Source organism: Leptospira mayottensis 200901116, assembly GCF_000306675.2.
Classification (GTDB): Bacteria; Spirochaetota; Leptospiria; order Leptospirales; family Leptospiraceae; genus Leptospira; species Leptospira mayottensis.
The window spans coordinates 1062501-1088198 of the sequence record NZ_CP024871.1; the positions used below are offsets into that span (position 1 = coordinate 1062501).

General features: G+C 39.5%; 22 protein-coding genes (1 of these 22 cut by a window edge). 9 read left to right on the forward strand and 13 right to left on the reverse strand.

What is annotated here, in order from left to right:
* On the reverse strand, positions 1 to 1327 hold the 5' portion of the coding sequence (locus LEP1GSC190_RS04760; RefSeq protein WP_002745581.1) for a glycine--tRNA ligase. The gene continues 68 nt to the left of window position 1, outside the view; only the first 1327 of its 1395 coding nucleotides appear in the window; it begins with the start codon at positions 1325 to 1327; its stop codon lies off the left edge, out of view.
* 113 nt (positions 1328 to 1440) lie between these two features.
* Here LEP1GSC190_RS04760 and LEP1GSC190_RS04765 point away from each other — a divergent pair, with 113 nt between their 5' ends.
* From LEP1GSC190_RS04765 to LEP1GSC190_RS04780, 4 genes are read left to right on the forward strand one after another with little or no spacing between them, the layout of a single operon-like run.
* The gene (locus tag LEP1GSC190_RS04765) at positions 1441 to 3123 is read left to right on the forward strand and encodes an energy transducer TonB family protein (RefSeq protein WP_002745636.1); all 1683 of its coding nucleotides are present in this window, start codon (positions 1441 to 1443) and stop codon (positions 3121 to 3123) included.
* A complete protein-coding gene (locus LEP1GSC190_RS04770; protein WP_002745588.1) occupies positions 3120 to 3878 on the forward strand; it encodes a PrsW family glutamic-type intramembrane protease in 759 nt (252 codons plus the stop codon). Before LEP1GSC190_RS04765 ends, LEP1GSC190_RS04770 begins: the two co-directional genes overlap by 4 nt.
* Before the next feature lie 8 nt (positions 3879 to 3886).
* Positions 3887 to 4789 carry a 50S ribosomal protein L11 methyltransferase gene (locus tag LEP1GSC190_RS04775; protein ID WP_002745427.1) on the forward strand — a complete coding sequence of 301 codons (903 nt, stop codon included), beginning with the start codon at positions 3887 to 3889 and terminating at the stop codon, positions 4787 to 4789.
* Positions 4790 to 4793: 4 nt separating this feature from the next.
* Positions 4794 to 5780 (forward strand): adenosine kinase, encoded by a 987-nt coding sequence (locus LEP1GSC190_RS04780; protein ID WP_002745525.1) that lies wholly within the window; start codon positions 4794 to 4796, stop codon positions 5778 to 5780.
* Between the two features lie 410 nt (positions 5781 to 6190).
* Here the strand turns inward: LEP1GSC190_RS04780 and LEP1GSC190_RS04785 are convergent, their stop codons facing one another.
* From LEP1GSC190_RS04785 to len, 4 genes are all read right to left on the reverse strand, one after another.
* Entirely contained in the window at positions 6191 to 6769 is a 579-nt protein-coding gene (locus LEP1GSC190_RS04785; RefSeq protein ID WP_002745477.1) for an MXAN_6521/LA_1396 family lipoprotein, read from the reverse strand.
* Positions 6770 to 6782: 13 nt separating this feature from the next.
* Positions 6783 to 9716, reverse strand: a complete 2934-nt coding sequence (locus LEP1GSC190_RS04790) for an efflux RND transporter permease subunit (RefSeq protein ID WP_002745391.1) — start codon at positions 9714 to 9716, stop codon at positions 6783 to 6785.
* Positions 9717 to 9722: 6 nt separating this feature from the next.
* The gene (locus tag LEP1GSC190_RS04795; protein WP_002745461.1) at positions 9723 to 10343 is read right to left on the reverse strand and encodes a hypothetical protein; all 621 of its coding nucleotides are present in this window, start codon (positions 10341 to 10343) and stop codon (positions 9723 to 9725) included.
* A gap of 348 nt (positions 10344 to 10691) precedes the next feature.
* Positions 10692 to 11399, reverse strand: coding sequence for an endostatin-like outer membrane protein, LenA/LenB family (gene len / locus LEP1GSC190_RS04800; RefSeq protein ID WP_002745422.1), 708 nt, complete (start codon positions 11397 to 11399; stop codon positions 10692 to 10694).
* 429 nt (positions 11400 to 11828) lie between these two features.
* On the opposite strand from len, the gene mutL reads away from it, so the two are divergent.
* Positions 11829 to 13619: a DNA mismatch repair endonuclease MutL gene (mutL, locus tag LEP1GSC190_RS04805; protein ID WP_002745485.1), complete on the forward strand. Its 1791-nt coding sequence runs from the start codon at positions 11829 to 11831 to the stop codon at positions 13617 to 13619.
* Positions 13588 to 14208, forward strand: coding sequence for a YqaA family protein (locus tag LEP1GSC190_RS04810; RefSeq protein WP_036036746.1), 621 nt, complete (start codon positions 13588 to 13590; stop codon positions 14206 to 14208). The genes mutL and LEP1GSC190_RS04810 overlap by 32 nt, the downstream gene beginning before the upstream one ends.
* A gap of 314 nt (positions 14209 to 14522) precedes the next feature.
* Here the strand turns inward: LEP1GSC190_RS04810 and LEP1GSC190_RS04815 are convergent, their stop codons facing one another.
* The 6 genes from LEP1GSC190_RS04815 to LEP1GSC190_RS04840 all read right to left on the reverse strand — a co-directional run bounded on the left by LEP1GSC190_RS04815 (position 14523) and on the right by LEP1GSC190_RS04840 (position 21729).
* On the reverse strand, positions 14523 to 15455 hold the full coding sequence (locus tag LEP1GSC190_RS04815; protein WP_002745625.1) for a leucine-rich repeat domain-containing protein: 933 nt from the start codon (positions 15453 to 15455) through the stop codon (positions 14523 to 14525).
* A gap of 100 nt (positions 15456 to 15555) precedes the next feature.
* A complete protein-coding gene (locus tag LEP1GSC190_RS04820; RefSeq protein WP_002764105.1) occupies positions 15556 to 16752 on the reverse strand; it encodes a leucine-rich repeat domain-containing protein in 1197 nt (398 codons plus the stop codon).
* 239 nt (positions 16753 to 16991) lie between these two features.
* A protein-coding gene (locus LEP1GSC190_RS04825) for an IS3 family transposase (RefSeq protein WP_420844300.1) occupies positions 16992 to 18064 on the reverse strand; the annotation gives its coding sequence in 2 pieces (ribosomal slippage) (positions 16992 to 17827 and positions 17827 to 18064; 1074 coding nt in all).
* 67 nt (positions 18065 to 18131) lie between these two features.
* Entirely contained in the window at positions 18132 to 18653 is a 522-nt protein-coding gene (locus LEP1GSC190_RS19680) for a leucine-rich repeat domain-containing protein (RefSeq protein ID WP_002745446.1), read from the reverse strand.
* Between the two features lie 102 nt (positions 18654 to 18755).
* On the reverse strand, positions 18756 to 19886 hold the full coding sequence (locus LEP1GSC190_RS19685; protein WP_002745647.1) for a leucine-rich repeat domain-containing protein: 1131 nt from the start codon (positions 19884 to 19886) through the stop codon (positions 18756 to 18758).
* Positions 19887 to 19986: 100 nt separating this feature from the next.
* Positions 19987 to 21729, reverse strand: a complete 1743-nt coding sequence (locus tag LEP1GSC190_RS04840; protein ID WP_002764108.1) for a leucine-rich repeat domain-containing protein — start codon at positions 21727 to 21729, stop codon at positions 19987 to 19989.
* A gap of 232 nt (positions 21730 to 21961) precedes the next feature.
* On the opposite strand from LEP1GSC190_RS04840, the gene LEP1GSC190_RS04850 reads away from it, so the two are divergent.
* Both LEP1GSC190_RS04850 and LEP1GSC190_RS04855 read left to right on the forward strand, forming a co-directional pair.
* Positions 21962 to 22198 (forward strand): hypothetical protein, encoded by a 237-nt coding sequence (locus LEP1GSC190_RS04850; protein WP_002745631.1) that lies wholly within the window; start codon positions 21962 to 21964, stop codon positions 22196 to 22198.
* The gene (locus tag LEP1GSC190_RS04855) at positions 22195 to 23466 is read left to right on the forward strand and encodes a replication-associated recombination protein A (RefSeq protein WP_002745501.1); all 1272 of its coding nucleotides are present in this window, start codon (positions 22195 to 22197) and stop codon (positions 23464 to 23466) included. The genes LEP1GSC190_RS04850 and LEP1GSC190_RS04855 overlap by 4 nt, the downstream gene beginning before the upstream one ends.
* 39 nt (positions 23467 to 23505) lie before the next feature.
* Here LEP1GSC190_RS04855 and LEP1GSC190_RS19690 read toward each other — a convergent pair whose 3' ends face one another.
* Entirely contained in the window at positions 23506 to 23643 is a 138-nt protein-coding gene (locus LEP1GSC190_RS19690) for a hypothetical protein (protein ID WP_202618074.1), read from the reverse strand.
* Positions 23644 to 24094: 451 nt separating this feature from the next.
* Positions 24095 to 25198, reverse strand: coding sequence for a histidinol-phosphate transaminase (gene hisC / locus LEP1GSC190_RS04860; RefSeq protein WP_002745565.1), 1104 nt, complete (start codon positions 25196 to 25198; stop codon positions 24095 to 24097).
* Positions 25199 to 25347: 149 nt separating this feature from the next.
* Between hisC and LEP1GSC190_RS19695 the strand changes: the two genes are divergently transcribed.
* Positions 25348 to 25518: a hypothetical protein gene (locus tag LEP1GSC190_RS19695; RefSeq protein ID WP_086004816.1), complete on the forward strand. Its 171-nt coding sequence runs from the start codon at positions 25348 to 25350 to the stop codon at positions 25516 to 25518.
* Positions 25519 to 25698 lie beyond the last annotated feature (180 nt).

Sequence of the window (25698 nt, forward strand, 5' to 3'; positions counted from 1 at the left end):
TTTCTCTAACGGTAACTGTATCATCCTTTAGAGTATCATAATCTACTGTAATACAAAAAGGAGTTCCGATTTCGTCTTGTCTACGATAGCGTTTTCCGATTGCGCCGCTGTCGTCGTATTCAATATTTCCGAGTTTTGAAAGATCCGCGAAAATTTCTCTGGATTTTTCAGGCAATCCGTCTTTTTTCATCAAAGGAAAAACGGCCACTTTAACTGGGGCGATCTTGGGAGAAAAGCGAAGGACGGTTCTTATTTCCCCATCCGGAAGTTTTTCTTCTTCGTAAGCGTCGGTAACGACGGCGAGAAAAAGTCTATTTACACCTAACGCGGGTTCAACGACAAAAGGAATATATTTTTTATTCTGAACCTGATCTTGGTATTTCAGATCTTCGCCGGAAAATTTTTGATGTTGGTTTAAATCGTAGTCGGTTCTGGAAGCGATACCCCAGAGTTCTCCCCAGCCGAAATTATATTTGAATTCGATATCGGAAGTGCCTTCACTATAAAAAGATAATTCTTCCTTTTCGTGTTCTCTGATTCTTAGGTTTTCTTTTTTGATCCCAACCTGTTCGGTCAACCAATTCATGCAATAATTCACCCAGTGAGAAAACCATTCTTTCTGAGTTCCCGGTTCGCAAAAAAATTCCATTTCCATCTGTTCGAATTCTCTCGTTCTAAAAACAAATTGTCGGGCCATGATTTCGTTCCGAAAAGATTTGCCGATCTGAGCGATTCCGAACGGAATCTTTCTTCTGGTGGTGGAGACTACGTTCTTAAAATTTAAAAAGATTCCTTGAGCGGTTTCCGGTCTGAGATAAATATCCAAGGAATCTTCCGCGCTCGCACCGTGAGAAGTTTTGAACATGAGATTGAAGTCCCGGGCTTCGGTAAATGTTCCTTTTTGTCCGCAGTTCGGGCAGGAGAAGTCATTTTCTTTGATGATTTGATTCATCTTTTCAAGAGTGAGGCCAGTCGCGAATCCTTCTCCTTTTTGATCCTCTAGAAACTTATCCGCGCGGATTCGGGTCTTACAATTTTTACAATCAATCAAAGGATCGGTGAAGTTGGAAACGTGGCCGGATGCCTCCCAAACTTTCGGGTTGAGAAGAATGGAGGAATCGAGACCTACCACGTCTTCTCGGAGATGTACAAAAAATTTCCACCAGAGCTGTTTCAGATTTTGGAGAAGTTCTACGCCGTAAGGACCATAGTCGAAAGTATTGGAAAGTCCTCCGTAAATTTCAGAACCGGGATAGACAAACCCCCTGCGTTTGCAGACGGATACGATTTCTTTCAATGAAGAATCGAGACTTTCTTTTTTTTCCATGCGTCCAGAATTTCGTTCGGGACTTCGGAATAAAGTATTTTAATTCTTCTCTCCGAAGGATTTCTGTTTGCCTGTGCTCCTTGCTCGGGTCCAATGGTTGATAGAAATCTGTTTTGCAACGTCCAAGGAGACCTTGCCTGAAAAAGAAACTAGTCATCTTCGGAGTCAATTTCTTATCCTGGAGTTCCCCTTTTTTGGGACTGGGAATTTTTTTCCCTCTCGGTGTACTCTTCGCTTTTCCCAAAGGTAGAGAAGTTCGTTCTTCTGCCTTTGGTTCTTTACTCTTTCAGATTGCCTGCTGGATCGTTCTTTATCCTTTGGAAGTTTCGGCGATTCTTTTTCCGATTGTGGAAACTTTCGTCCGAACTCTCGTTTCAGATTTGGGAGAGTGGTTGATCGGATTCTATGTTTTGATCGGACTTCTGGTTTTAATCGCTCATTCTGTTTATCTCAAAATACAAAGAAAACGTAAGTCGAAATTTCACTCCAAAGTTTTTGTTCCGGAAGAGAAGATAGAAAGAATTCACTATAAAATTCTCGTCCTTCTTGTCGCGGGATATTTGACTTCAAGACTCGTATTTCAAGATCCGTATCGGTTGGAATACGGACAACTCGGAATCTTAGAGGATAGTTTTCTCTATTTCTTTTCGGTTTTGATTGCTGGTGATACTCTCTTAAGCAGAGGAAAACAATTCTTTCTATTCAGAAGACCTTGGAAACTTTTTGAAAAACAAAACCGGGTTGCACGTCATTCCGGTTTTCGGGGACAATGGGGACTTCTGAAGCGGAAATACTCGAAACTCAGAGACTGGATTTTTCCGGGATGGGGTCATATTTATATCGGAAATCTCTGGAAAGGTTTTTCGATTTTATTCTTATATCTTCTTCTTTTGCTATTTTTCTCGACTTCGTTCTTTTCCTGGCTCGAACCCGCAGATGGAATTCGTTTTCTCATGTCGATGGGTTTAAAACCGGGGATTCGGGATCAAACTTTCTTTAAGATTACTTCGAGTGTAATTCCAATTTTGATTTTTCTCGGGGGAATGATAGGAATCCAACTCATTTCCAAGTTTCTACTGGGTAAGGTCTTTCGTTCAGAGCCGGATGATATAACTCCGAGAAGTACATTTATTAGTAATTTATCATATAGTGTTCTGCTCCATTTGATTCTAATGTCTTTGGTTTTGATAATACCGGTGACTCTTCAGAGAAAGAATAAACAAAAGGAATTGGAAAGACAAAGAACTCATTTTACTCCGGAGAATTTGGAGTTCTTTTTTATCGATCCTAATCTTCCGAATGAGGTAGAAGGTCTAAACGGCGGGGCCGTATCGGGAACGGAAACTCCGACTCAAAAAGAAGGGGAGAAAATCCCCGAAGATAAACCCGCGGAAGAAGGAAGGGTCAAAGGAGAAGTCAGGCAGGTTCGAGGAAAGAAATTACCTTCCACATATTCGAATTATATCTCAGCAAAGATGAGAGGTCCGGAATCTTTTATGGAATATTGGAGAAGGGCTCCGAGAAATTATTCTTCAGTGGTCGCTTATACGGTAACTCCCGATGGAGAGGTTGTGGACGTGGATCTTGTGGAAGCGTCCGGGTATCCTGAACAGGATCAGATGACTTTGGAGCTGATAGAAAGTCTTTCTCCTCTTATGCCTCCTCCCGGAACCAAGGGTTATGTTCGAGTCACGGAACTTTTTTGGAACGGAAGCATCGATCCAGAAGCGATGCCTACCCCCCTTCAGAAAGAACTCGTTACGATGTATGACGGGCGTTATATGGAGGAGTTATGAGCCTTGAAGTAGCGCTTCTTGGATTTCTTTCCATTTTTCCTTGGGGATTTTTTTTGATCTTATTGTTTCCGGGAAAGATTACGAGACGGAAGGTTGTGCTTATTTTTCTCGCTTTTTTTCTAGGTTATTTATCTACGGAAATCGTTTTAAAACTGCATCCGATTTTTTGGCCGGAGGTGAAAATCGCAACGCCCAAACGTAGTGGGCATATTCTTACTCAGACTGCACATATTGCGTTTATCCAAGCGGGGATGATGGAAGAGTTCTGCAAAGGAATTTTGATTCTTTTATCCGGATTACTTTTGGCGTTTGATTGGAAGAAGTATCAGTTTCGGAAAGAAATAGTTCTCATCGGAGGATTTGTCGCGCTTGGATTTGCGGGAATTGAAAACGCAAATTACATTTTTTCCGCAAAGGAAGAAGATAGAATCGCGATGTTTGTGGGAAGAACAATTCGGTCTTCGAACGCTCATTTTCTCATCAATTTATGTTTTGCTTTAGCGTTCGTAAAATCCAATCGAAAAGAACCGAAGGATCGGCCACTCGCATTGTTTTTAGCTTTTTTACTCGCGGTATCTCAACACGGACTTTTCAATTTTTTTGTTCTTCCTCAGTCTAGGTTTGGCGCTTGGCTTTCCACAGCTCTTTTTGTGGGAATCTGGGTTTGGATCGTAAAAGACTTTCGGGCTTTCGTCCTAAAGGATGAAAACCTAAGTGACACTGTGGTTGATGCGGAAATTCTGGATGAGACCTGAGAAACGATTTGAAGTACAGAGAAATCATTTTAAGCATTCCTAAAGAGATCGCAGAGGACTTTACTACTTTTTTAGATGAGATAGGAATTGTGGGATATTACGAGATCCTGTTTGATCGAGAAGTTCCGCGTGCTCCACATGAAGAAATCATTTCGGACGATACGAAGTTCCGTGTCTATCTCGCGGAAGAAGACAATGAGAACGAAACTAAAATTCTCATCTATCTAAAGGCAAATGCGGGTGAAGCTTTCTTTTTGGAATCCAGATGGATCGAGACTAAAGAATATGAGGAAGCTTATAAAGAATTTTATAAACCTTTTATTGTGGGCTCCTATCGAGTGATTCCTACTTGGGAAAAGGATACCGCGTTAGGCACAACTCCCGAAGAGTTTTTCCCTTTGCTCATTAATCCTGGACTTGCATTTGGAACCGGGCATCACGAGACTACTCGTCTTGTTTTGGGGAGAATGGGGAACTTGAATCTTTCCGGTAAAAAGATTGCGGACGTGGGAACCGGTTCCGGGATTTTGAGCGTTGCCGCGGCAAAGTCGGGAGCTTCCCTGATTTTAGCAGTGGACGTGGATCCGAACAGTGTGAGATCCGCTGCTTTCAATCGGGACGAAAACGATATTTCCTCGGAAGTTTTAGCCGTGGAAGAGGGCGGTTTCGATCATGAAAAGATCCAAGGACAAACATGGGATCTTTTGATCGCCAATATTACGTTTGCTGTATTAAAAGCGAATATTCAAAAAATTGCATCTATTAAAACAGATCATTTTCTATTCAGCGGAGTTATCACCGAACGGTTGGAAGAATTTTTGGAACTTCTGAAAGACACGGTGGGAGGAGGAGGTGTTTTCTTTCGGGAAGATGCCGGCTGGGAATTGATCGAATGGAAAAGAAAAGGATAAATTGATGAAACACTACGACGTATTCGGAGTCGGCAACGCACTCGTGGATATTTTAGTTCCTACGGAAGACGTTTTTATCAAACGTTTAGGATTTGAGAAAGGAATTATGACCTTGGTCGATTCCGGAAAACAAGGAGAGGTTTTGACCGCTCTTGAAGGAAGCAAAAAAGAACTTCGTTCGGGGGGAAGCGCGGCAAACACGATGATCGCACTCGCCAATTCAGGAGGAACTGGAGCCTACACCGGAAAAGTTTCCAAAGATACTTATGGAGAATTTTATAAAAAGGACATGGAGAATGCCGGGATTCTTTTCGAAGTTGTCCCTGAAGATCAGGGACATACCGGAACCTGCGTCGTTTTGACCACTCCCGACGCCGAAAGAACGATGCTTACCCACTTGGGGATTTCCATCACATTACAAAAATCGGATGTAGATTTGGACAAACTCAAGTCCTCCAGCGTTTCTTATATTGAAGGATATCTCTGGGATGGTCAGGGAACCAAAGAAGCTTCTCTTTTGACAATGGAAGAATCTAAAAAGAACGGAGTTAAAGTGGCTTACACATATAGTGACCCATTTTGTGTGAATCGTTCCAGAGAAGACTTTGTTCGCTTAACAAAAGATTACTTCGATATTGTTTTCTGCAATGCGGAAGAAGCCAAAGCCCTTTCTCAAAAGGAAGATAAACTCGAAGCTTTGAAATTTATTGCGGGTCTTTCTCCTCTCGTTTTTATGACTGATTCCGCAAATGGGGCCTATTTTGCGGAGAACGGAGTAGTTGCTCACGTTGGTGGATTTCCAACGAAACCCATCGATACGACCGGTGCAGGTGATTGTTTTGCAGCGGGTGTTCTCTACGGACTGACCCACGGTTTTAGTTTGGAAAAATCGACTCGTTGGGGAAATTACGTTGCTTCGAGGATTGTCCAAGAGATTGGGCCAAGACTAGGCATAAAACTGATGGGACGTCAGGACGAGATTTTAAAGTAGGTGACGATCGGCAAAGAAGAGATCGGGTAAAGAATATTTCTCAGTTTGGATTCCAGAGAATTTTTTTATTTCGGTAGCATTGAACTTTTATCCTCTTTCGTTTTTATCTAATTCTAAAGTTGGCAAACGACACATAAGACCTTTATAGTCGGAGTATTTTGGTCTTAATTTACAATTTGCCGTTCTCTTGGATGCGGCCAAAAATGTAATTGTGAAAAGTTCCCACATTCTATTTAAGACTTATATTTTAGGGTGAGTTCTCAGGTTGTGGGAATTTACAGTAAAACGTGAGAGTGTTTCTACGTTTTAAAAACTTAGAAAGTTATAAAATCCCGGGGAGATTTTAAGGTTCTGCCTGAATTTTTAAGATTTTGTTCGGATTTATATCTTCGATCAACGACGGAAAAATATCATCTCGCTTCCACTTCGATCTTCTCGTCTTTTTCCTCTTCTGTCAAAATCGGACTGTCCAATTTATCCAAAAGACTTTGAAGTAGGAAGAAATACGGATTCACTTTTCCGGCGATTTCCTTTCCGTAAAGTTGCGTATATGTGTTGATAAGAGATTGATTTTCTCCTGTATTTTTAGAATAAGAATCTTCAGCCAAACCTTCCCAGAGAATTTCACCTTTCGTGCAGTGAATCACTTTTCCAAGCGCGCTCAGTTCCACCTTATCGGAAGTTTCTTTTTCGCGGATCTTCAACTGAAAAATTCCCTGAACTTTTTTACCGGAGCTTCCGCAGGTTCCGTTTCCGGGACTGAAAGGATATATGATAAATTCCTTATGATGAGAAAGATAATTTTCTGCGATTTTTGCCGCTAACTGTTTTTCGGAATTGCCTGTTTCACTTTCCGCTGAAACATGTACCGCCAGTCTCTTGAATGTAGCCAGTTCTTTTTCCCAAATTGGACCCGCTTTTACATATCTAACTGTGCAGTTCGTAATCGTGAAAATCAAATAGAAAAATAGTAAAGAATATCGTAACATTCTGAAATACTCCTTATTTCTTTTTAGCGGCTGTTTTATTGGAAGCAGTCGCTTTTTTCTTGGTACTTTTCTTTTTGGGAGAAGTTGTTCGAGAAACTTCGGTCATTTGAAGCGTAGAAGGCGGGGTTTTGGCTGCATCGGAAGAATTCGGATCTTCCTCTTCGAAGCCGACCGGTTTGGATTCTTGCTCTTCTTCTTTTCTGGAACGATAGACGATTTCAAGAATGGCTGGCACGAGAGTGAGCGCAATGATCAAGGAAGAGGCGATCCCGATGCTCGCTACAATACCGATGGATTTGAGTCCTTTTTGATCTGCGATTAAAAGAGAACTCCATCCCACAAGGGTGGTTAACGTGGATGCAATGATCGCAGGACCGACCATGGACATGGCGCGGATTACGTCGTGATCCTCTCTGAATCTATAATAGATATAGATCCCGTTCTGAATTCCATAACCTATAATGACCGGAAACACCAGAACGTTCATAAAATTCAATTGAATTCTAAACACCGCCATGATTCCGAGAGTGACGAAAATCCCGAGAACGAGGGGAATCAAGGAGATCAAAGCGGGAACGATTCCCCTGAAAAATAGAATCAATACGATGACTACGAGAATTAGAGTGACGAGAAATGCAGTTACTCCTTCTTTTTGAACGATCTTGATGAGGTTTGCAAAAAGAATCAAACTTCCCGCGGTGTTGGAAACGTATTTGTGAGATCTTGCTTGCTCCAAGTTGGAAAACGGTCTCGTTTTTAAGATAAAAGAGATCGTTCCGTCTAAAAGTCCCAAATTTTTGAATTGGGGGGCGGAATACGTATTCAGAGTTTTTACGATCAGACGTTCCTCTGCTGGAGTCCATCGATCACGGATTGGATCAACGGCTATATGTCCGTTCGAGTCGTAGAGCAGAGTGTTCAACACTCTTCTGGATAATTTAGGATAATGTAATTTTCCAACGGCATCGAAGAACTTGAGAAGTTTTTGCCCGTGCCAGAGAGCGACCTTAGGATAGATGAATACAAGATGACCTTTTTCTTTGGAACCTTTTACTTCCGTAAACTGAGAACTGAAATAGATAGGAACCTCGGAGAGAGAATATTCTTTCACGTTCAGATATTTTTTTACCACGGGAATATATTTTCTCTGTTCCGGTTTTAAGAAACCTGCTTTGACCGGTTTCATATCCGATTGAAGTTGTTTCAAAATCTTTAAGTTTGCCCTTTGTTGCCCTTTTGGAGGAACGAAGTTCCAGAGAGAAACCACCTGATCCACGGAACCTGCGATCTCGTCCGGTACGGGTGTCATGTAATCGAAAACGGCTTCCGATTCTTCGAGAGTGTCCACGACGATTACCTGAGGATCGGAACTGATATCGAATCTATCTCCGATTTCGTCGTAGAGATTGACCGAGTCCAGATTGTCCACCATCAGATCCCGTCCGTTGTAGTTGAATCGAATTCCGGGGTTGAAGTTGAAAAAGGAAATCACCAGAACGATAGCAAGAACAACTAACGTCAAAAGGCCCGGTTTTTTATAAAAGCGGTAAAGAAGGGGAGAAGTCGCTTGTTCTTTTGCCGAAAGTAGAAATTTGTTTTTGAGGGAAGGAAACAAACGAAAAAGGAGAGTGATCTGAAGAGCGGTCACACCATACATAGAAACCGCAATGATCAAAATTCCGTATGTCGCGATGATTCCGAATTCGCTGAAACCTCGAAACTCGGAGAACGCGAGTACAACAAAAGCGGAAGTGGTGGTCAGAGCTGAGATAAAGGATGCGATTCCTGTATGATAGATCGTGTCCTTAATGGAACGAAGGGTATCCTGACCGCGGGTGAATTCTTCCCGAAAACGATATAAGAACTGAATTCCATAGTCAATTCCGAGTCCCATTAGAATGGATGCGATGATGCTGGTTACCGAGTTGAGCTGACCGATTACGATCGTAGTCAAACCGAAAGAGAATAAAATTCCGGAGAGAAGAGAAACGAGAAGAATCAAGATAAAAAGAGGATTTCTAAAAAAGAAAAGCAAAAGCACCGCGATCCCGATAAACGAAGTGATTGCGATCGGCTTTAGAGCTGCCATCAGTGTTTCATAGTCGTCCAGATGTAATCTGTAGGTGCCGGTGTAGCCGATTTGGATTCCATTTTTGTCGAGAGCGAGTTCGGCCACAATTTCTTTGATTTTTTTATCGAGAGCGATATTGAATTCTATGTCAGTGAAAGAGCCTGCTGGTTTGATCAAAAAGATCAACATCCCTTTGTCTGGAGATATATTATATTCGTCGAATATATCTCTTTTTGCAAGTTTCTGATATTTGGAAAGGATATCGCTGAAGTCCGGGTTGTATTCTTCGTCGGAAAGTTTGATAAAGAACGGATTGGCTCTTTCGACTTCCTCGTCGATTTTTCTTTTGACCCGCTTGCGCACTTCTAGCAAGTCTTCGGTTTTTAAAAATAGGGGAAGTCTATCTTGTAAGAAGGATACGTTGTAGCGGTAGGAGATATATTGAACGAATTTTTTTTCCTTCAGAAGTCTTTCGTTTAGTACGTTCGAAGCTTTTTTGATCGCATTCTCTCTTTCTTTATAATAGGCTACGTTTTGTTGTTTAACCTTTTCGGCTTCTTTCAATTCCTTTTCTACGACTTCGGGTTGCCCTTTTTTTCTTGCGGCAAAGGCTTTGACCAGATGATCCGTCATTTCCTTTTCGTCTTTGAACTTGATGCTGAGGATATAGAATCCGTTTCCTCCGATCATCTCGATTACTTTTTGAGTTTTGACGACGGAAGGATTGTCTTTTGGAAGCAACTCCAAGTTATTGCTGTTCACCGTAAGTTTAGATGCTTGCCAGAAAGAGAGGAAAAGAAAAACGGCAAGTACACTGCAGGAACGGATTGGGTTTAAGAGAATGGAGTCAGTGAGTCTGGAAAGAAGTTGTCTCATTGATGTTTAATTTTTAGCTTCTTTTCTGATCAAGGCGATGGTTTGTTTGATTCCGTTCTTTTTGATGGAAGGATCCACCGATTTCACCCGGTTGGTTTCGGAGGCGTATTTTCCTTCGTTTAAAAAGTCGGTGACATACCAAGCTCCTTCTATCTTTGTTAGGATCCAAGAAAAGGTGATCCTTTCCGAACCGCTCCAAATGATCGAAGAGGCGAGGGTCGCGTTATCTCCCTTGATGGTGGGTTTTTCGTAGTTGATGTCGATTTTGTCGAAATATTTGTATGCGATCGGGAAACTACGGTGAGCGATAAATTCACCGATCGCTTCCTCGAATTCTTTGCGATCGGAGTCGCCGATTTTACCGGAGGATTTTAAGAGCTGATTGCTGAACTGTTTTACGTGTATGAGTGCAATCGCCTTATCGTTCTTTTTATAACGAATAAAACCGATGAGTTTTTTTACCGTGGAAACGATTTGTTCTTCGTCGGAAGGGACCACTTCGGTTGTCGTGGGATTGTTTCCGGCTTCGGCCGAAGAAGGATTGGACGCTTCCGTCTGACTTTGTGCGATTAGGAAGGAAGGTGATACCAGAGATAAGACGAAAAGAATGGGAATTATTTTTTTCACAAAGTTACCTGTAGATTGTAAAGATCCGAAGTTTGTTTCTTAAGGAATAAGCCAGAGCTTCCTACAATTTTTTGAATCGATAAGGGGAAGTCAACGGAATAAAATCTTGTAAAAGTAAAGGCTCGCCGTCTTTCTTTTCAAACTTGCATAAGGGTTTTTGGCAATCGATTCCGACAAAGTCGTACGTTAGATTTCTTTGTGTACCGTATATTTTTCAAGGTCGGGGCCCGTATGCTGAATTTTTTGTACAAAGAAAATTTTAAGAAAGATTTCAAACTGCAAGAGAATTTATTTATTTCCGGAAGAAAAAGATCGCTCTGCGGATTGAGAGCGATCTTTTAAAAAAAGTTACTGCTCTACGCAGAGAAGGTTAAGGTTCGAGTTACAAGCCTGAGTGTCTACGGTAAAGGCTCCTTCGGGAGTTTTATGAGCGTTTGTGGACATTGTATTTCCTGTAGCTCCTCCTACAGCTCCATTTGCATCCCCCCATTGATTGCAAATTCTTCCTCCTTCCCATAAAAAGAATCCTGGATCGTCTGGATGAGCAAGACCCGTCCAAAAATATTTTTTGGCCCCGGAGTCGATTCCATTCTCTAAATCTCCCGTTACCATTGAATTCGCATTTGTGGTAAACGTAACCGTGGTTCCATCACTTCTGCGGTATTGTTTATTTGGGTAGAGGACCCAGTCCCTCAAAGATGACGAACCATCTCCGGCCGAAACGACATGTCTTGTCTGCTGATCGGTTATCAATGCTTTGTAAGTTCTTGTGAGGGTGGAAGGTTTTGCGGCGGTGCATTTCGCGTCCGCTCCCGATATACCGCCTAAATTTCCATTGTAACCGGCTCCGTTATTGGTAGCGATGAAGGTTCTACAGAACGTCTCGTTTTTACAGGAAGTGGAAGTAGGAGTGGAAGTGTTGGAAGAACCTAATGCTCCGCTTGCGGATAGAAGAAAGAAAAGAATTCCAGTGTTGTCTTCTTTTTTATCCTCGCACGAACAAAGAGTTAAAACAAAGGATCCGGTAAGCAGAGAGAGAAATACTTTTTGAAACATGTTGTCTCCTTAATTTGAGTTCGTTTACTTTGGAGATTGATTCGATTTGAATACAAAAAAAAAGCGAACGAACTTAAATCTAAAGAACAGACTGCTCTGAATCATTTTCATAGTTTGGAAATAAATTTGTGATCGATTGTAAAAAAAGAGATTCAATGATTTTGCATGCAAATGAATTGTCCAAGGTTCTAAACGCATTAAAAAAATATCATGTTATAGGATGCAAGCTTATGCTGAAATTTTACGTTTCTTTAAATGTTTAGGAGTGGATTCGTTTAACGATTCATTTCCGGTGAAGCGATAGGAGATTTTGTTCTAAATTCTACTTTGACCGTTTCCTGATAAGATAAGTTTAACCTTGATATTTTAAAAAATTCATAGATCCCGTTCTTGACAGACTTAGTAAGAGTTCCGACATTGGAATCATTCATGGGAAAAATTCAGGAACTTAGTCCGGAACTCATCAATCAGATTGCCGCCGGGGAAGTCATTGAATCCGCGCATTCCGTCGTCAAGGAACTGATGGAGAATTCCATGGATGCGGGAGCGACTCAAGTGGATGTGGAGTCCAAGGACGGAGGGCTTTCCCTTTTACGCATCACTGACAACGGTTCGGGAATCGATCCGGAAGACATAGAGCCCGCTTTGAAAAGACATGCTACGAGTAAGATTCGAGATTATGGAGATTTGGAAAGCGTGCTCAGCTATGGATTTCGAGGAGAAGCTTTGGCTTCCATCGCTTCGGTATCTCGCTTAACGTTGGAAAGTGGAATAAAGGATCAAAAGACCGCTTGGAAAATTTGTTCGATCGGAGGAAAAATATCCGAAAAAGAAGAAACTCCGGGGTTTGTCGGAACAAAAATACTTGTGGAGGAATTATTTTTTAATACTCCTGTCCGAAGAAAATTCTTAAAGTCGATCCGTTCCGAAGATAAAAAAATCAAGGATAGAGTTACTACGCAAGCTCTTGCAAGACATGATGTACGTTTTCGTCTTTTTCAGGATGGAAAGGAGGTATTTGTACTTCCTTCTAGAGAAAATAAAAAGGACCGAATCATTGATTTATTCGGGGAAAATTTCCGTGATCATCTCTTAGAAGTCGGTCTGGAACGCGGAGGAATCAGAGCAAGCGGTTATATCAGCGATCCGGACTTTTACAAATCGAATCGAACCGGGCAATTCGTCTTTATCAATGGAAGGCCGATTGAAATCAAATACGGTTCCGTTTTATTAAAAAAAGCTTATGATGAACTACTTCCACCGAACGCTCACCCGTATTGTTTCTTATTTTTCGAAATCGATCCTTCAAGAGTGGACGTTAATGTCCATCCGGCAAAAAAGGAAATCCGCTTTTTGGACGAAGAGGGGTTCAATGGATTCTTTTTGACTCTCATTCAAAAAGAACTGAGATCCAGCACGCCGGTCAGTTTTTTAGAATTGAAAAAACGACTTTTAAAACCGACTTCCGAAATGTTTCAAACAAGTTCTCTTTATCAGACTCGTCCTTTTTCCAAGTTTGAAAAAGGTCCGTTGCTCAGCCGTGAACTTTTTACCGAAGTTTCCAGACAGGAAGGATTCGATTTGGATCGGATGGGGCCGGGGACGTCTTTGTCCTCTCTGACGGACGAACGGGTGAAACATTCTTCCTTTGTTCCGAAAAAACATTTTGGAGTTTTGTTCGAAACATTTATTCTCGCGGAAGCCGAAGACGGTTTTTATATCATCGATCAGCATACGGCCCACGAAAGAATCCGCTACGAAGAGGTTTTGCGTAAGCTTGAAAGGAAAAATTACGGAATTCAACCTCTTTTGACGCCGATCCGAATCGACGTATCTAAACAGGAACAAGAAGACATTTTGAATCGAAAAAAAGAATATGAGGAAGTTGGAATATTTTTGGATCCTTTGGGGGAAGACAGCGTGGTTTTAAGAGAAATTCCCGCGTATATGGAACCTGGGGAAGAAAAAGAAATCGTGCTTGATTTTTTGAATAGAGCCGAGGGAAAAGAGACCAGCGAACCGGAGTTATACGATCTGATGGCAAAGTGCGTGGCCTGCCGTTCCGCAATCAAAAAAGGGGATCAGCTTTCCGATCCGATTCTGGCAGAAATTTTAAACAGACTGAGTTATTGCGAAAATCCTTCCCGTTGTCCGCATGGAAGACCGACCTTAGTAAAGTTGAGCAGAGATGACCTTGAAAGAATGTTCCACAGAAAATAAGGAAGTTTCTGGTAAAGAGCCGGACCGAGTCGTAAGAAAACTATTCCGTCAAACGTTAGTCGGAATTGTGATTCTTGTTTTAGGAGTTGTGTTCCTCGCGCGTGTTTTCCCCGAACCCGTTTTGGCGATTTCCCAAAAATTCATAGAGATTACGGGAGTATTCGGAGTTGGAATTGGAATCATGTTCGCCGATTCTTTGCACGTGTTTATACCGCCCGACGTATTTTTGATGATCGCCGTCGCCGGAAAGCTCAATTCGATTCTTGTCATCGTTTCGGCTTCGATTGGAAGTCTGATCGGTGGAACTGTTTCTTATCTTACGGGAAGGGTGCTCCTTCCTAAGATCGAAGGTGTTGCTAGTTTCGTTAAAAAACACGAACAAAAGTTGGAACACTATTTGCATCGTTACGGTTTTTGGGCCGTAGTGCTTGCGGCCTTGACGCCTCTTCCGTATTCCTGGGTTTCATTGGCGGCAGGTGCTATGAAAATGCGTTATGCTCTTTTTTTTCAAGGATGTCTTTTTCGAATTCCGCGTTTTATCGTATTCTATTATCTGATTCAGTTCGGATGGGTTGGAGGGGGAATGTGAAAGATTTTCATTATATTCTAAATATTAAAAAATACATAGAGTTTATTCCAAAACCTATCGATTGCAATAATCAGGTCGTTATAACAAGACTTCCATAGATTTTTAAATTGTCTTTTCACCATTAGAAGTTGTATTCTATGGTCCTTGCATTTGAGGTTTTGCGATAAATCTTAACTCAAAGAGGAGCCAAAGAAATCAAAAAGAAGTTTTGAAAAATTTCGAGGCCCATGAAAATGGAATCACAGAAATACATTTCGTATATTCTAGAAAGTCGTATAAAACTCATCCATAAAATAGTAGATGCGATTTCGTTACTATTCTGAGTCTCCGTATTGGGTAAAAATAATATGTATCTTGGGAAGTAATTTTCGAATCTTTTTTTCTTGGGACCTCAAAGCAAACGTATCATCTAAATATAATTCTTGTAGCTTTTGCAGCTGTCCGATCTCTTTTGGAATAGTCGTGAACTCATAGCCGTTTAAATGTAATTTTTGTAGGTTTTGTAATTTTCCGATATCTTTTGGAAGTGTTGCGAGTTGATTGCCACCTAAATCTAATACTTGTAGGTTTTGTAATTTTCCGATATCTTTTGGAAGTGTTGCGAGTTGATTGCTATCTAACTTTAATACTCGCAGGTTTTGCAGTTTTCCGATATCTTTTGGGAGTGTTCTGAGTTGATTGTCGCCTAAATGCAGTCTTTGTAGCTTTTGCAGTTGTCCGATATCTTTCGGAAGCATTGTGAGCTGATTGTTATATAACAATAGTTCTCGCAGCTTTTGCAATTTTCCAATATCTTTTGGAAGTGTTCTGAGTTGATTGTCGTCTAAATGTAGTCTTTGTAGCTTTTGCAGTTGTCCGATATCTTTCGGAAGGCTTGTGAGTTTGTTGTGGCTTAAACCTAATACTCGCAGGTTTTGCAGTTGTCCGATTTCTTTTGGAAGAGTTTTGAGTTGATTGTCGTATAAATGTAATACTTGTAGCTCTTTCAAATATCCGATATCTTCGGGAAGAGTTGTGAGTTGATTGCCATCTAAATATAGTTTTTGTAGGTTTTGTAATTTTCCGATATCTTTTGGAAGAGTTGTAAGTTGATTGTTAGTTAAATCTAAAATTAGAACATCTGTCGGATTTTGAAGAGCCTCGATTAAATTTTGGTAGGTTTTTGTTTTTTCGGCTTTGAGTTGACTCAAAAAACAAAGAAGGATTAAAGTTAAAATTCCTAATTTTTGTAAGTTCGTGATTTTCATAATTTCAGAGTCATTTTAAATATCTTTTCTTTTTTGTCATTCCTTGCATATTGTTTTGTCCGCGTTTTCGAAGGAAGTTCAATGCGATTTCGTTAGGCTGTTACTTTGTTATTTTGGTAAAGGCAATATGTGCTTCGGGAAGTAATTTCCGAATTTTTTTTTCTTGGGACCTCAAAGCGGGTATATCATCTAAATGTAATATTTGTAGCTCTTTCAAATATCCGATATCTTTTGGAAGCGTTGTGAGTTGATTGTTGGTTAAATATAGTTCTTGTAGGTTTTGTAATTTTCCGATATCTTTTGGAAGTGTTGTGAGTTTGTTGTGGCTTAAATTTAATACTTGTAGGTTTTGCAGTTGTCCGATTTCCTTCGGAAGTGTTTTGAGTTGATTGTTGGTTAACTCTAATATTTGTAGCTCTTTCAAATATCCGATATCTTTTGGAAGCGTTGTGAGTTGATTGTTGGTTAAATATAGTTCTTGTAGGTTTTGTAATTTTCCGATATCATTTGGAAGCGTTGTGAGTTTGTTGTGGCTTAAATTTAATACTTGTAGGTTTTGCAGTTGTCCGATTTCCTTCGGAAGTGTTTTGAGTTGATTGTTGGTTAACTCTAATACTTGTAGGTTTTGTAATTTTCCAATTTCTTTTGGAAGAGTTGTGAGTTGATTGTCGTATAAATGTAATACTTGTAGCTCTTTCAAATATCCGATTTCTTTTGGAAGAGTTGTGAGTTGATTGTCGTATAAATGTAATACTTGTAGCTCTTTCAAATATCCAATTTCTTTTGGAAGAGTTGTGAGTTGATTGTCGTATAAATGTAATACTTGTAGCTCTTTCAAATATCCGATTTCTTTTGGAAGAGTTGTGAGTTGATTGTAGTCTAAATGTAATTCTTGTAGCTCTTTCAAATGTTCGATATCTTTAGGAAGAGTTGTGAGTTGATTGTAGTCTAAATGTAATTCTTGTAGCTCTTTCAAATGTTCGATATCTTTAGGAAGGCTTGTGAGTTTGTTGTGGCTTAAATGTAATACTTGTAGCTCTTTCAAATGTTCGATTTCTTTTGGCAGAGCTGTGAGTTGATTGTTGGTTAAATCTAATACTTGTAGGTTTTGCAGTTGTCCGATATCTTTTGGAAGTGTTGTGAGTTGATTGCTCTTTAAATCTAAAATTCGAACATCCGTTGGATTTTGAAGAGCCTCGGTTAGATTGTAATAGGTTTTTGTTTCTTCGGCTTTGAGTTGGCTCAAAAAACAAAGAAGGAATAAAGTTCCTATTTTTTGTAAGTTCGTGATTTTCATAATTTCAGAGTCATTTTAAACACCTTTTCTTTTTTGTCATTCCTTGCATATTGTTTTGTCCGCGTTTTCGAAGGAAGCTCAATGCGATTTCGTTAGGCTGTTACTTTGTTATTTTGATAAAGTTAACATGATGTATTTTGGGAAGTAATTTTAGAATCTTTTCTTTTTGAGACCTCAAAGCAGGTATATCATCTGAGATGCCCCCGTTTTTAGTACCAGTGTAAAGTGTCAAAATCCACTTAAGCAGAGCGTCTTAAATATTCCTCCGGAGTAAGTCCCCCAAGAGAACTATGTGGCCTTTCAGAATTATAGAAATTTCTCCAATCCTCGACAAGGCGCTGTGCTTCTTCAATATTCTTAAACCAATTTTCATTTAAACATTCGTTTCGCATTTTTCCGTTAAAGCTCTCGATGAAGGCATTCTCAGTAGGCTTACCCGGCGTAATAAAATGAATATCGACTCCTTTTTCAAAAGCCCATCGTAAAAAAGCTTTTGATGTGAATTCGGGACCGTTATCCACAACGATTTGTTTTGGCAGGCTACGGACTTCAGATACTTCATTCAAAATTCTTACTAATCGTTCCGAAGTGATTGAGAATTCCACCTGCGTTGCCACGGCGAATCGTCCAAAGTCATCGATGATATTCAATATTCTGAATTTTCTTCCCGAGTAGAGTGAATCCGACATGAAATCCATCGACCACCTTTCCTCCGGTTTCTTAGGAACAATCTTTGGAATCGCAGGTAACGATACTCTCTTTCGTTTCGGTTTGATTCGGTATTTTAAGCCCAATGCTGAATACAAGCGATAGATTCGTTTATGGTTTACTCGTTCTTCTTGCCGAATAAAATCATGAATCTGTCTGTATCCCGCCCTTTTATGCTTATACGCTAAAGTGAGAATTCGATCCTTCAATTCCATGTTTTTGTCCTGAAGCCTGGAACGATGTCGAAAGCCGGTTCTGGAGATTTGCAAAAGACGGCAGGATTTCCGTTCTCCAAGCCGCGTTTTGATTAACAGGAGCGCCTCTCGTTTCTGCTCACGGCTCACCACTTTTTTTCGAGTAACATCTTGATCGCTTCATTTTCTAAAGCTAACTCTGCATACAGTTTCTTTAGCCTACTGTTTTCTTCCTCTAAAGTCTTCATCCGTTTTAGATCGTTTAGTTCTAACCCGCCGTATTTCGAACGCCAACGGTAAAAAGTGTTACCACTGATTCCGTATTTACGACAAAGTTCAGGAGTCGATATCCCTGATTCAGATTCCTTTAGAATCTTATGAATTTGATCTTCACTGAAACGTTTTTTCATGTTTTCCTCCAAAATTTTATGTTCTTGAGAGGATTTCAAACATTCTAAATGGTTCTAAATTCGGGGGCTAGGTCACATCTAAATCTAATGTTCGCAGCTTTTGCAATTTTCCAATTTCATCCGGAAGAGTTTTTAGTTTGTTGTTGCTTAAATATAATTCTTGTAGGTTTTGCAATTTTCCAATTTCATTTGGGAGAGTTGTGAGTTGATTGTTGCTTAAATCTAATTTTTGTAGGTTTTGTAATTTTCCGATATCTTTTGGAAGGCTTGTGAGTTGATTGTAGCTTAAATATAATACTGGTAGGTTTTGTAGTTGCCCGATTTCTTTGGGAAGAGTTGCGATTCGATTGCCTCTTAAATCCAATTTTTGTAGTTTTTGTAATTTTCCGATATCTTTTGGAAGAGTTGTGAGCTGATTGCCTATTAAATCTAAAATTAGAACATCCGTTGGATTTTGAAGAGCCTCGGTTAGATTGTGATAGGTTCCTTTTTCTTCGGCTTCGCATAGGTCTAAAAAGCAAAGAAGGATTAAAGCTCCTAAGCAAAGAAAGATTAAAGTTCCTATTTTTTGTAAGTTCGTGATTTTCATAATTTCAGAGTCATCTTAAACATCTTTTCTTTTTTGGAGTTTCCTTGCATATTGTTTTGTCCACGTTTTTCGGAGGAAGCTCAATGCGATTTCGTTAGGTCGTTACTTTGTTATTTTGATAAAGTTAACATGATGTATTTTGGGAAGTAATTTTCGAATCTTTTTTTCTTGGGACCTCAAAGCAGGTATATCATCTAAATGTAATTCTTCTAGCCCTTTCAAATATCTAATTTCTTTAGGAAGCGTTGTGAGTCGATTCCCGTTTAAACTTAAGTGCCATAGATTTCTTAAATATCCGATATCTTTCGGAAGGCTTGTAAGTTTGTTGTGGCTTAAATCTAAGTATCCTATCTTTTGTAATTTTCCGATATCTTTTGGAAGAGTCGTGAGTTTGTTGTTGGTTAAATATAATACTTGTAGTTCTTTCAAATATCCGATATCTTTTGGAAGAGTCGTGAGTTTATTGTTGCTTAAATATAATACTTGTAGTTCTTTCAAATATCCGATATCTTTCGGAAGCGTTGTGAGTTGATTGTAACTTAAATATAAGTATCGTAGGTTTTGTAATTGTTCGATATTTTTTGGAAGCGTTGTGAGTTGATTGTGGCTTAAATATAGTTCTTGTAGGTTTTGTAATTGTTCGATATTTTTTGGAAGAGTTTTGAGTTTGTTGTGACTTAAATCTAATACTTGTAGCTCTTTCAAATGTTCGATATCTTTTGGAAGAGTTTTGAGTTGATTGTCGCTTAAATTTAATACTTGTAGGTTTTGCAGTTGTCCGATTTCCTTCGGAAGAGTTGTGAGTTGATTGTTGGTTAAAGCTAATACTTGTAGGTTTTGTAATTTTCCGATATCTTTTGGAAAGGTCGTGAGTTGATTGTAACTTAAATATAAGTATCGTAGGTTTTGTAATTGTTCGATTTCTTTAGGAAGAGTTGTGAGTTGATTGTGGCTTAAATATAGTTCTTGTAGGTTTTGTAATTGTTCGATTTCTTTAGGAAAAGTTTTGAGTTGATTGTTGGTTAAAACTAATACTTGTAGTTTTTGTAATTTTTCGATTTCCTTCGGAAAAGTTTTGAGTTGATTGTTGGTTAAATCTAAAATTAGAACATCCGTTGGATTTTGAAGAGCCTCGGTTAGATTGCGATGGGTTTTTGTTTCTTCGGCTTTGAGTTGGCTCAAAAAACAAAGAAGGAATAAAGTTCCTATTTTTTGTAAGTTCGTGATTTTCATAATTTCAGAGTCATCTTAAACACCTTTTCTTTTTTGGAGTTTCCTTGCATATGAGATGTCCGCGTTTTCGGAGGAAGCTCAATGCGATTTCGTTATGTCGTTACTTTGTTATTTTGATAAAGTTAACATGATGTATTTTGGGAAGTAATTTTCGAATCTTTTTTTCTTGGGACCTCAAAGCAGGTATATCATCTAAATGTAATACTTCTAGCCCTTTCAAATATCTAATTTCTTTAGGAAGCGTTGTGAGTTGATTGTTGGTTAAATATAGTTCTTGTAGGTTTTGTAATTTTTCGATATCTTTTGGAAGCGTTGTGAGTTGATTGTTGGTTAAATATAGTTCTTGTAGGTTTTGTAATTTTCCGATATCTTTTGGAAGCGTTGTGAGTTTGTTGTGGCTTAAATTTAATACTTGTAGGTTTTGCAGTTGTCCGATTTCCTTCGGAAGTGTTTTGAGTTGATTGTTGGTTAAATTTAATACTTGTAGGTTTTGTAATTTTTCGATATCTTTTGGAAGAGTTGTGAGTTTGTTGTGGCTTAAATTTAATTCTTGTAGCTTTTGCAGCTGTCCGATCTCTTTTGGAAGGGTTTTGAGTTGATTGTTATATAACTCTAATACTCGCAGCTTTTGCAGTTGTCCGATATCTTTTGGGAGAGTTTTGAGTTGATTGTTGCTTAAATTTAATACTTGTAGGTTTTGTAATTTTCCGATATCTTTTGGGAGAGTTTTGAGTTGATTGCTATCTAACTCTAAGTCTTGTAGCTTTTGCAGTTGTCCGATATCTTTTGGGAGAGTTTTGAGTTGATTGCCGCTTAAATCTAATAATTGTAGCTCTTTCAAATATCCGATATCTTTTGGAAGGGTTTTGAGTTGATTGTCGCCTAAATGTAGTAATGCTTGTAGCTTTTGCAGCTGTCCGATCTCTTTTGGAAGAGTTGTGAGTTTATTGTCGCTTAAATGTAATACTTGTAGCTCTTTTAAATATCCGATCTCTTTTGGGAGAGTTTTGAGTTGATTGCCGTATAAGTATAGTTCTTGTAGGTTTTGCAGTTTTCCGATCTCTTTTGGGAGAGTTTTGAGTTGATTGCCGCTTAAATCTAATTTTTGTAGGTTTTGTAATTTTCCGATTTCATTTGGAAGTGTTGTGAGTTGATTGTCACGTAAATCTAAGTCTTGTAGCTCTTTCAAATATCCGATTTCTTTTGGAAGAGTTTTGAGTTGATTATCGTTTAAATCTAATTCTCGTAGGTTTTGTAATTTTCCGATCTCTTTTGGGAGAGTTTTGAGTTGATTGCCGCTTAAATCTAATTTTTGTAGGTTTTGTAATTTTCCGATTTCATTTGGAAGTGTTGTGAGTTGATTGTCACGTAAATCTAAGTCTTGTAGCTCTTTCAAATATCCGATTTCTTTTGGAAGAGTTTTGAGTTGATTGTTGGTTAAATATAGTTCTTGTAGGTTTTGTAATTTTCCGATCTCTTTTGGGAGAGTTTTGAGTTGATTGTTATCTAAATATAGTTTTTGCAATTGTCCAATTTTATTTGGAAGTGTTAGTGTTGTGAGCTGATTGCGGCTTAAATTTAATTCTTGTAGCTCTTTCAAATATCCGATTTCTTTTGGAATAGTTGTGAGTTGATTGTTGTATAAATTTAATTTTTGTAGGTTTTGTAATTTTCCGATATCTTTTGGAAGTGTTGTTAGCTGATTGTTGTTTAAATCTAAGTATCGGACATCCGTCGGATTTTGAAGAGCCTCGGTTAGATTGCGATGGGTTTTTGTTTCTTCGGCTTTGAGTTGGCTCAAAAAACAAAGAAGGAATAAAGTTCCTAATTTTTGTAAGTTCATGGTTTTCATAATTTCAGAGTCATTTTAAAAATCTTTTCTTTTTTGTCATTCCTTACATATCGTCTTAATAAACTCCTTTTTGTTATAGTATCTTTTTTGCGGCGTTCGCGAATACGACGCTCCCTTGCAAAAATAGAAAGTTTGAGAACGCGAGCTTGGCTCAGGGATTTAAAAAAAAATTGAGTTTTCGGAAACAAAAGAAAAGAATACTCTGTAACCAAAGGATACATTTTTGGAAAACAATCAACCCAATCTATTTCCGAAAACGAAAGAAGAAATCATTCGAGAAAATTTGGATCTATTCGATCTTCCGGTTCGTATCCAAGCTTTGATGGAAAATATTCTACAAGGAAATATAAGAGAACAATCCTTGGTTTGTTGTCATAGCGCCTGCGACGTTTGTAATGCGACCATACGAACCTGTCTCAGAAAAATTAAAAACGAATTGGGAGTAGACGAGGAAACTTGAGCGACCTTTTTACAAAAAAGCCGATTCCACCTCTTGCTCATAAAATCCGTCCGTCCAGTTTCGAAGAAGTAATCGGACAGACAAGAGCGACAAAACAGCTCGTCAATTATCGTTCTCCCGTTTCGATCATTCTCTACGGTCCGCCCGGAACCGGAAAATCCACGTTAGCCGGAATTCTTTGCAGAAGGTGGAATCTTCCTTTTGTGGAATACAACGCCGTTTCCACAGGAGTTGCCGAAATCAAAAAATTGCTGGAAAGGGCGGACCGGGAGGGAACGATTCTTCTTTTTTTGGACGAGATCCATCGTTTCAGTGCTTCGCAACAGGACAGTCTTTTGAAGGGAGTGGAAACCGGGCATCTTGTTTTGATCGGAGCCACGACGGAAAATCCCGCGTTTCGAATCACAAGACCTTTGTTATCCAGATGTCAGATTTTAAAAATAGAACCTTTGAGTTCGGAAGAGCAGTCTTTTCTTCTCGAAAGAGGAATTCAAAATTTATCATATTCTATAAATCTTAAAGAAGATGCAAAGGGAACTCTGATTCGATTCTCTGGAGGGGACGGAAGAAAGCTCCTTTCGAACCTGGAGGGACTCAGTTTCAGTTTTCCGGAGAATCATACGATTTCCAAATCCGATGTGGAAGAATATTTGGAAAGCCGTGTGATCGAATACGATAAAAGTGGAGAATCTCATTACGATGTGATCTCGGCGTTCATCAAATCAGTAAGGGGAAGCGATCCGGATGCTGCGCTTTATTATCTCGCGGTTTTGCTCGAAGGGGGAGAAGACCCTCTTTTTATTATGAGAAGGCTGATCATTCTCGCGAGTGAAGACGTGGGAAACGCATCGGTCAACGGTTTACCTCTTGCTGTTTCCGGTTTACACGCTCTTGAGGCGATCGGAATGCCGGAGGGAAGATTGATCCTCGCACATGTGACTACGTTTCTCGCCTCTTGTCCGAAATCGAATGCGAGTTATAAGGGACTTAAGGCTGCTCTTTCTTTTGTAAGGGAAAAGGGGACCGGAATCAAGATTCCAAACCGCCTTCGAAACGCTCCGACCTTTCTTCATAAAAAGGAAGGAGCTTCTCAAGGTTATATCTATCCTCACGATTTCGGAGGATTTAAGGAACAAAATTATTTCCCGGATGGATTCTCCGATCATCCGCCTCGTTTTTACTTCCCGACTGAAAACGGAGCGGAGCTGAAACTCAAGGAATATCTGGATAAGGTTTGGGAAAAATCTTCTCGTCGTGGCGATCCCTAGAGGAGGCGTGACGCCTTAAGTTTCTTTGGGACAGGTTGATTATTTGTCGTAGAGTTCCGGACGGACTTTTACTTGTTTAGTCTTGGATTCTAAACGTTTCGGATCAGAGTTCTGATTTTGATTCGTATGTTGAATCTCTTTTTTGGTTTTTTCGTATTTGTATTCGGAATGAAACATGTATGGGCCGTAAGACCGGCAAGGTTTAATAAACGTTTCGTGCTTTTTTGGAAAAATCTGAATCTTTTTTTTAAAGTGAGGAGCCGGTGTTTCAAGATAAGATAACATAGATTTTGAAACAAACCCCATTTCGACACGGGATTCTAGATACCTTGTTATAGGATTTTCAAGTAATGGCTAACTATTAATGTGATCAGACATTGACTTTTTTTGAGCTGAAAAAAAGTCAATGGATGGAAAACAAAATTAAAAAGGGCTAAAGAAAAATTCGACCTTCAGTCACGTAAATTCAGAAAATATGAAAACTCCAAATCGTATTTATTGGATATAAAAAAGCACGGCGATCGCGTCGGAGAGTGATTCGGTAACGAAAAATTCGATTTTTTTACGACACCAAGAATTTCTACGATGTTTTGTGAAACGGGTAAATCAAGGTCGCGGCCAAATCGATTCAGCTGAATTCTCGTTCCAAAGCGGTTAGAACCCGGACGTTTTGTTCGGGTGTTCCGATCGTGATTCGAATCGCATTTAAGTCGTAACTCCTCAAATCCCTGAGAATAATTCCCTGCTTTAAAAGAGACTGGGAAATTTCCGTGGAGGATTTTCCCCGTCTTCTTGCAAAAAATGTAATGAAGTTCGCGTAGGAATCGATGAATTCGACGCTTTGTTCGGTGGCGAATTTTTCGTATCGTTTCATTTCTTTCAAATTACTCTCCAAATACGATTCCACGTGAGATTCGTATTTAAGAGCCTCGGTCGCGGCGAGTGCGGAAAGATTGGCGACGTTGAAAGGTGGACGCATCTTATATAAATTGGAAATTAGTTCCTTGTTTCCGATTCCATATCCGATCCTCATTCCTCCGAGTCCGTAGGCTTTCGAAAAGGTTCCCGTATAAAAAACGTTCGGGAAAAGATCAGTAACTTCCTTGGCGGAAATGAAAGTGCTCGAATCCTTTTTTTTCCCGAATTCCATATAGGCCGCGTCTATGACGACTAACGTGTTAGAAGGAATTTGTCTTAAAAAATCATAGACGTCTAACTTGGAAAGAGCGTCTCCTATCGGATTAGATGGAGTACATAGGAAGATGATCTTAGGACGGATTGATTTTGCGAGATCCAAAAGCGCGTTTAGATCATGCAGAACGGTTTCTGTGGAATGAACCTTTGCTCCACATTGGAGCGCGTAGATCTTATACATTGCAAAGGTGATTCGGTTGATGAGAATCGAATCACCAGGTCCCAATACGCATCTACAGGCAAAATCCAAAACTTGATCACTTCCGTTACCCGGAATAATTCGATCGGGAGTCAAATCGAACTTGGAAGCAAGTGCTGTTTTAAATTCCAAGTAAGAATCGTCAGGATAGTAGGACATTTTCGAAGCCGCTTTCTGAACGGCTTCTATGACAGATTGTGCGCAACCGAAAGGATTTTCGTTCGAACCGAGTTTGATAATTTGATCCGGATCGATCCCGAATTCTCTGATTATGAGCTCTATTGGTTTCCCCGCTTCGTAGGTTTTGAGGGATCCCAGAACGGATTGAAATTGAATCATCTCTTCCCATGCTTTTTTTCCGGAAAAATTTTGAAAATCGATTTAAGAATAAATTCGTGCCGATTTTTGAAAAATGTTTTCGGTTCGTTATATTCTCGATTTTTTTTTCCTCTAATTTTCGGTATTTGCATAAAAAATCTGATATCGGAATGAAAAACTTGGAGTTTTACGGAGACAGTAAAGAAAATAATCCTGATTGTTTGGAAGATTTTTCGGACGGAGATCTTTTAATTCAAGAGATTCTGGAATCGTTCGAGAATTTCGATCGTGCATTGGGAATTACGGTTCAAGAGTTTTTTTCTTCGGAAGATGATCGGTAATTCAAGAACAACTTTTCCGAATTGGCTTTGATTGATCGTTCTTGCGCTTTTAGATGTTAGTGGATAGTACTTAGGGCGTGCCTCTGCGAAAACTTTCCAAACTTCCAGCGCAGAGTCGCGCTCTTCGTTTCAATCTGCAACGCACCATTTAAAACTTTTCGTATATTCCAGCTTCATCAT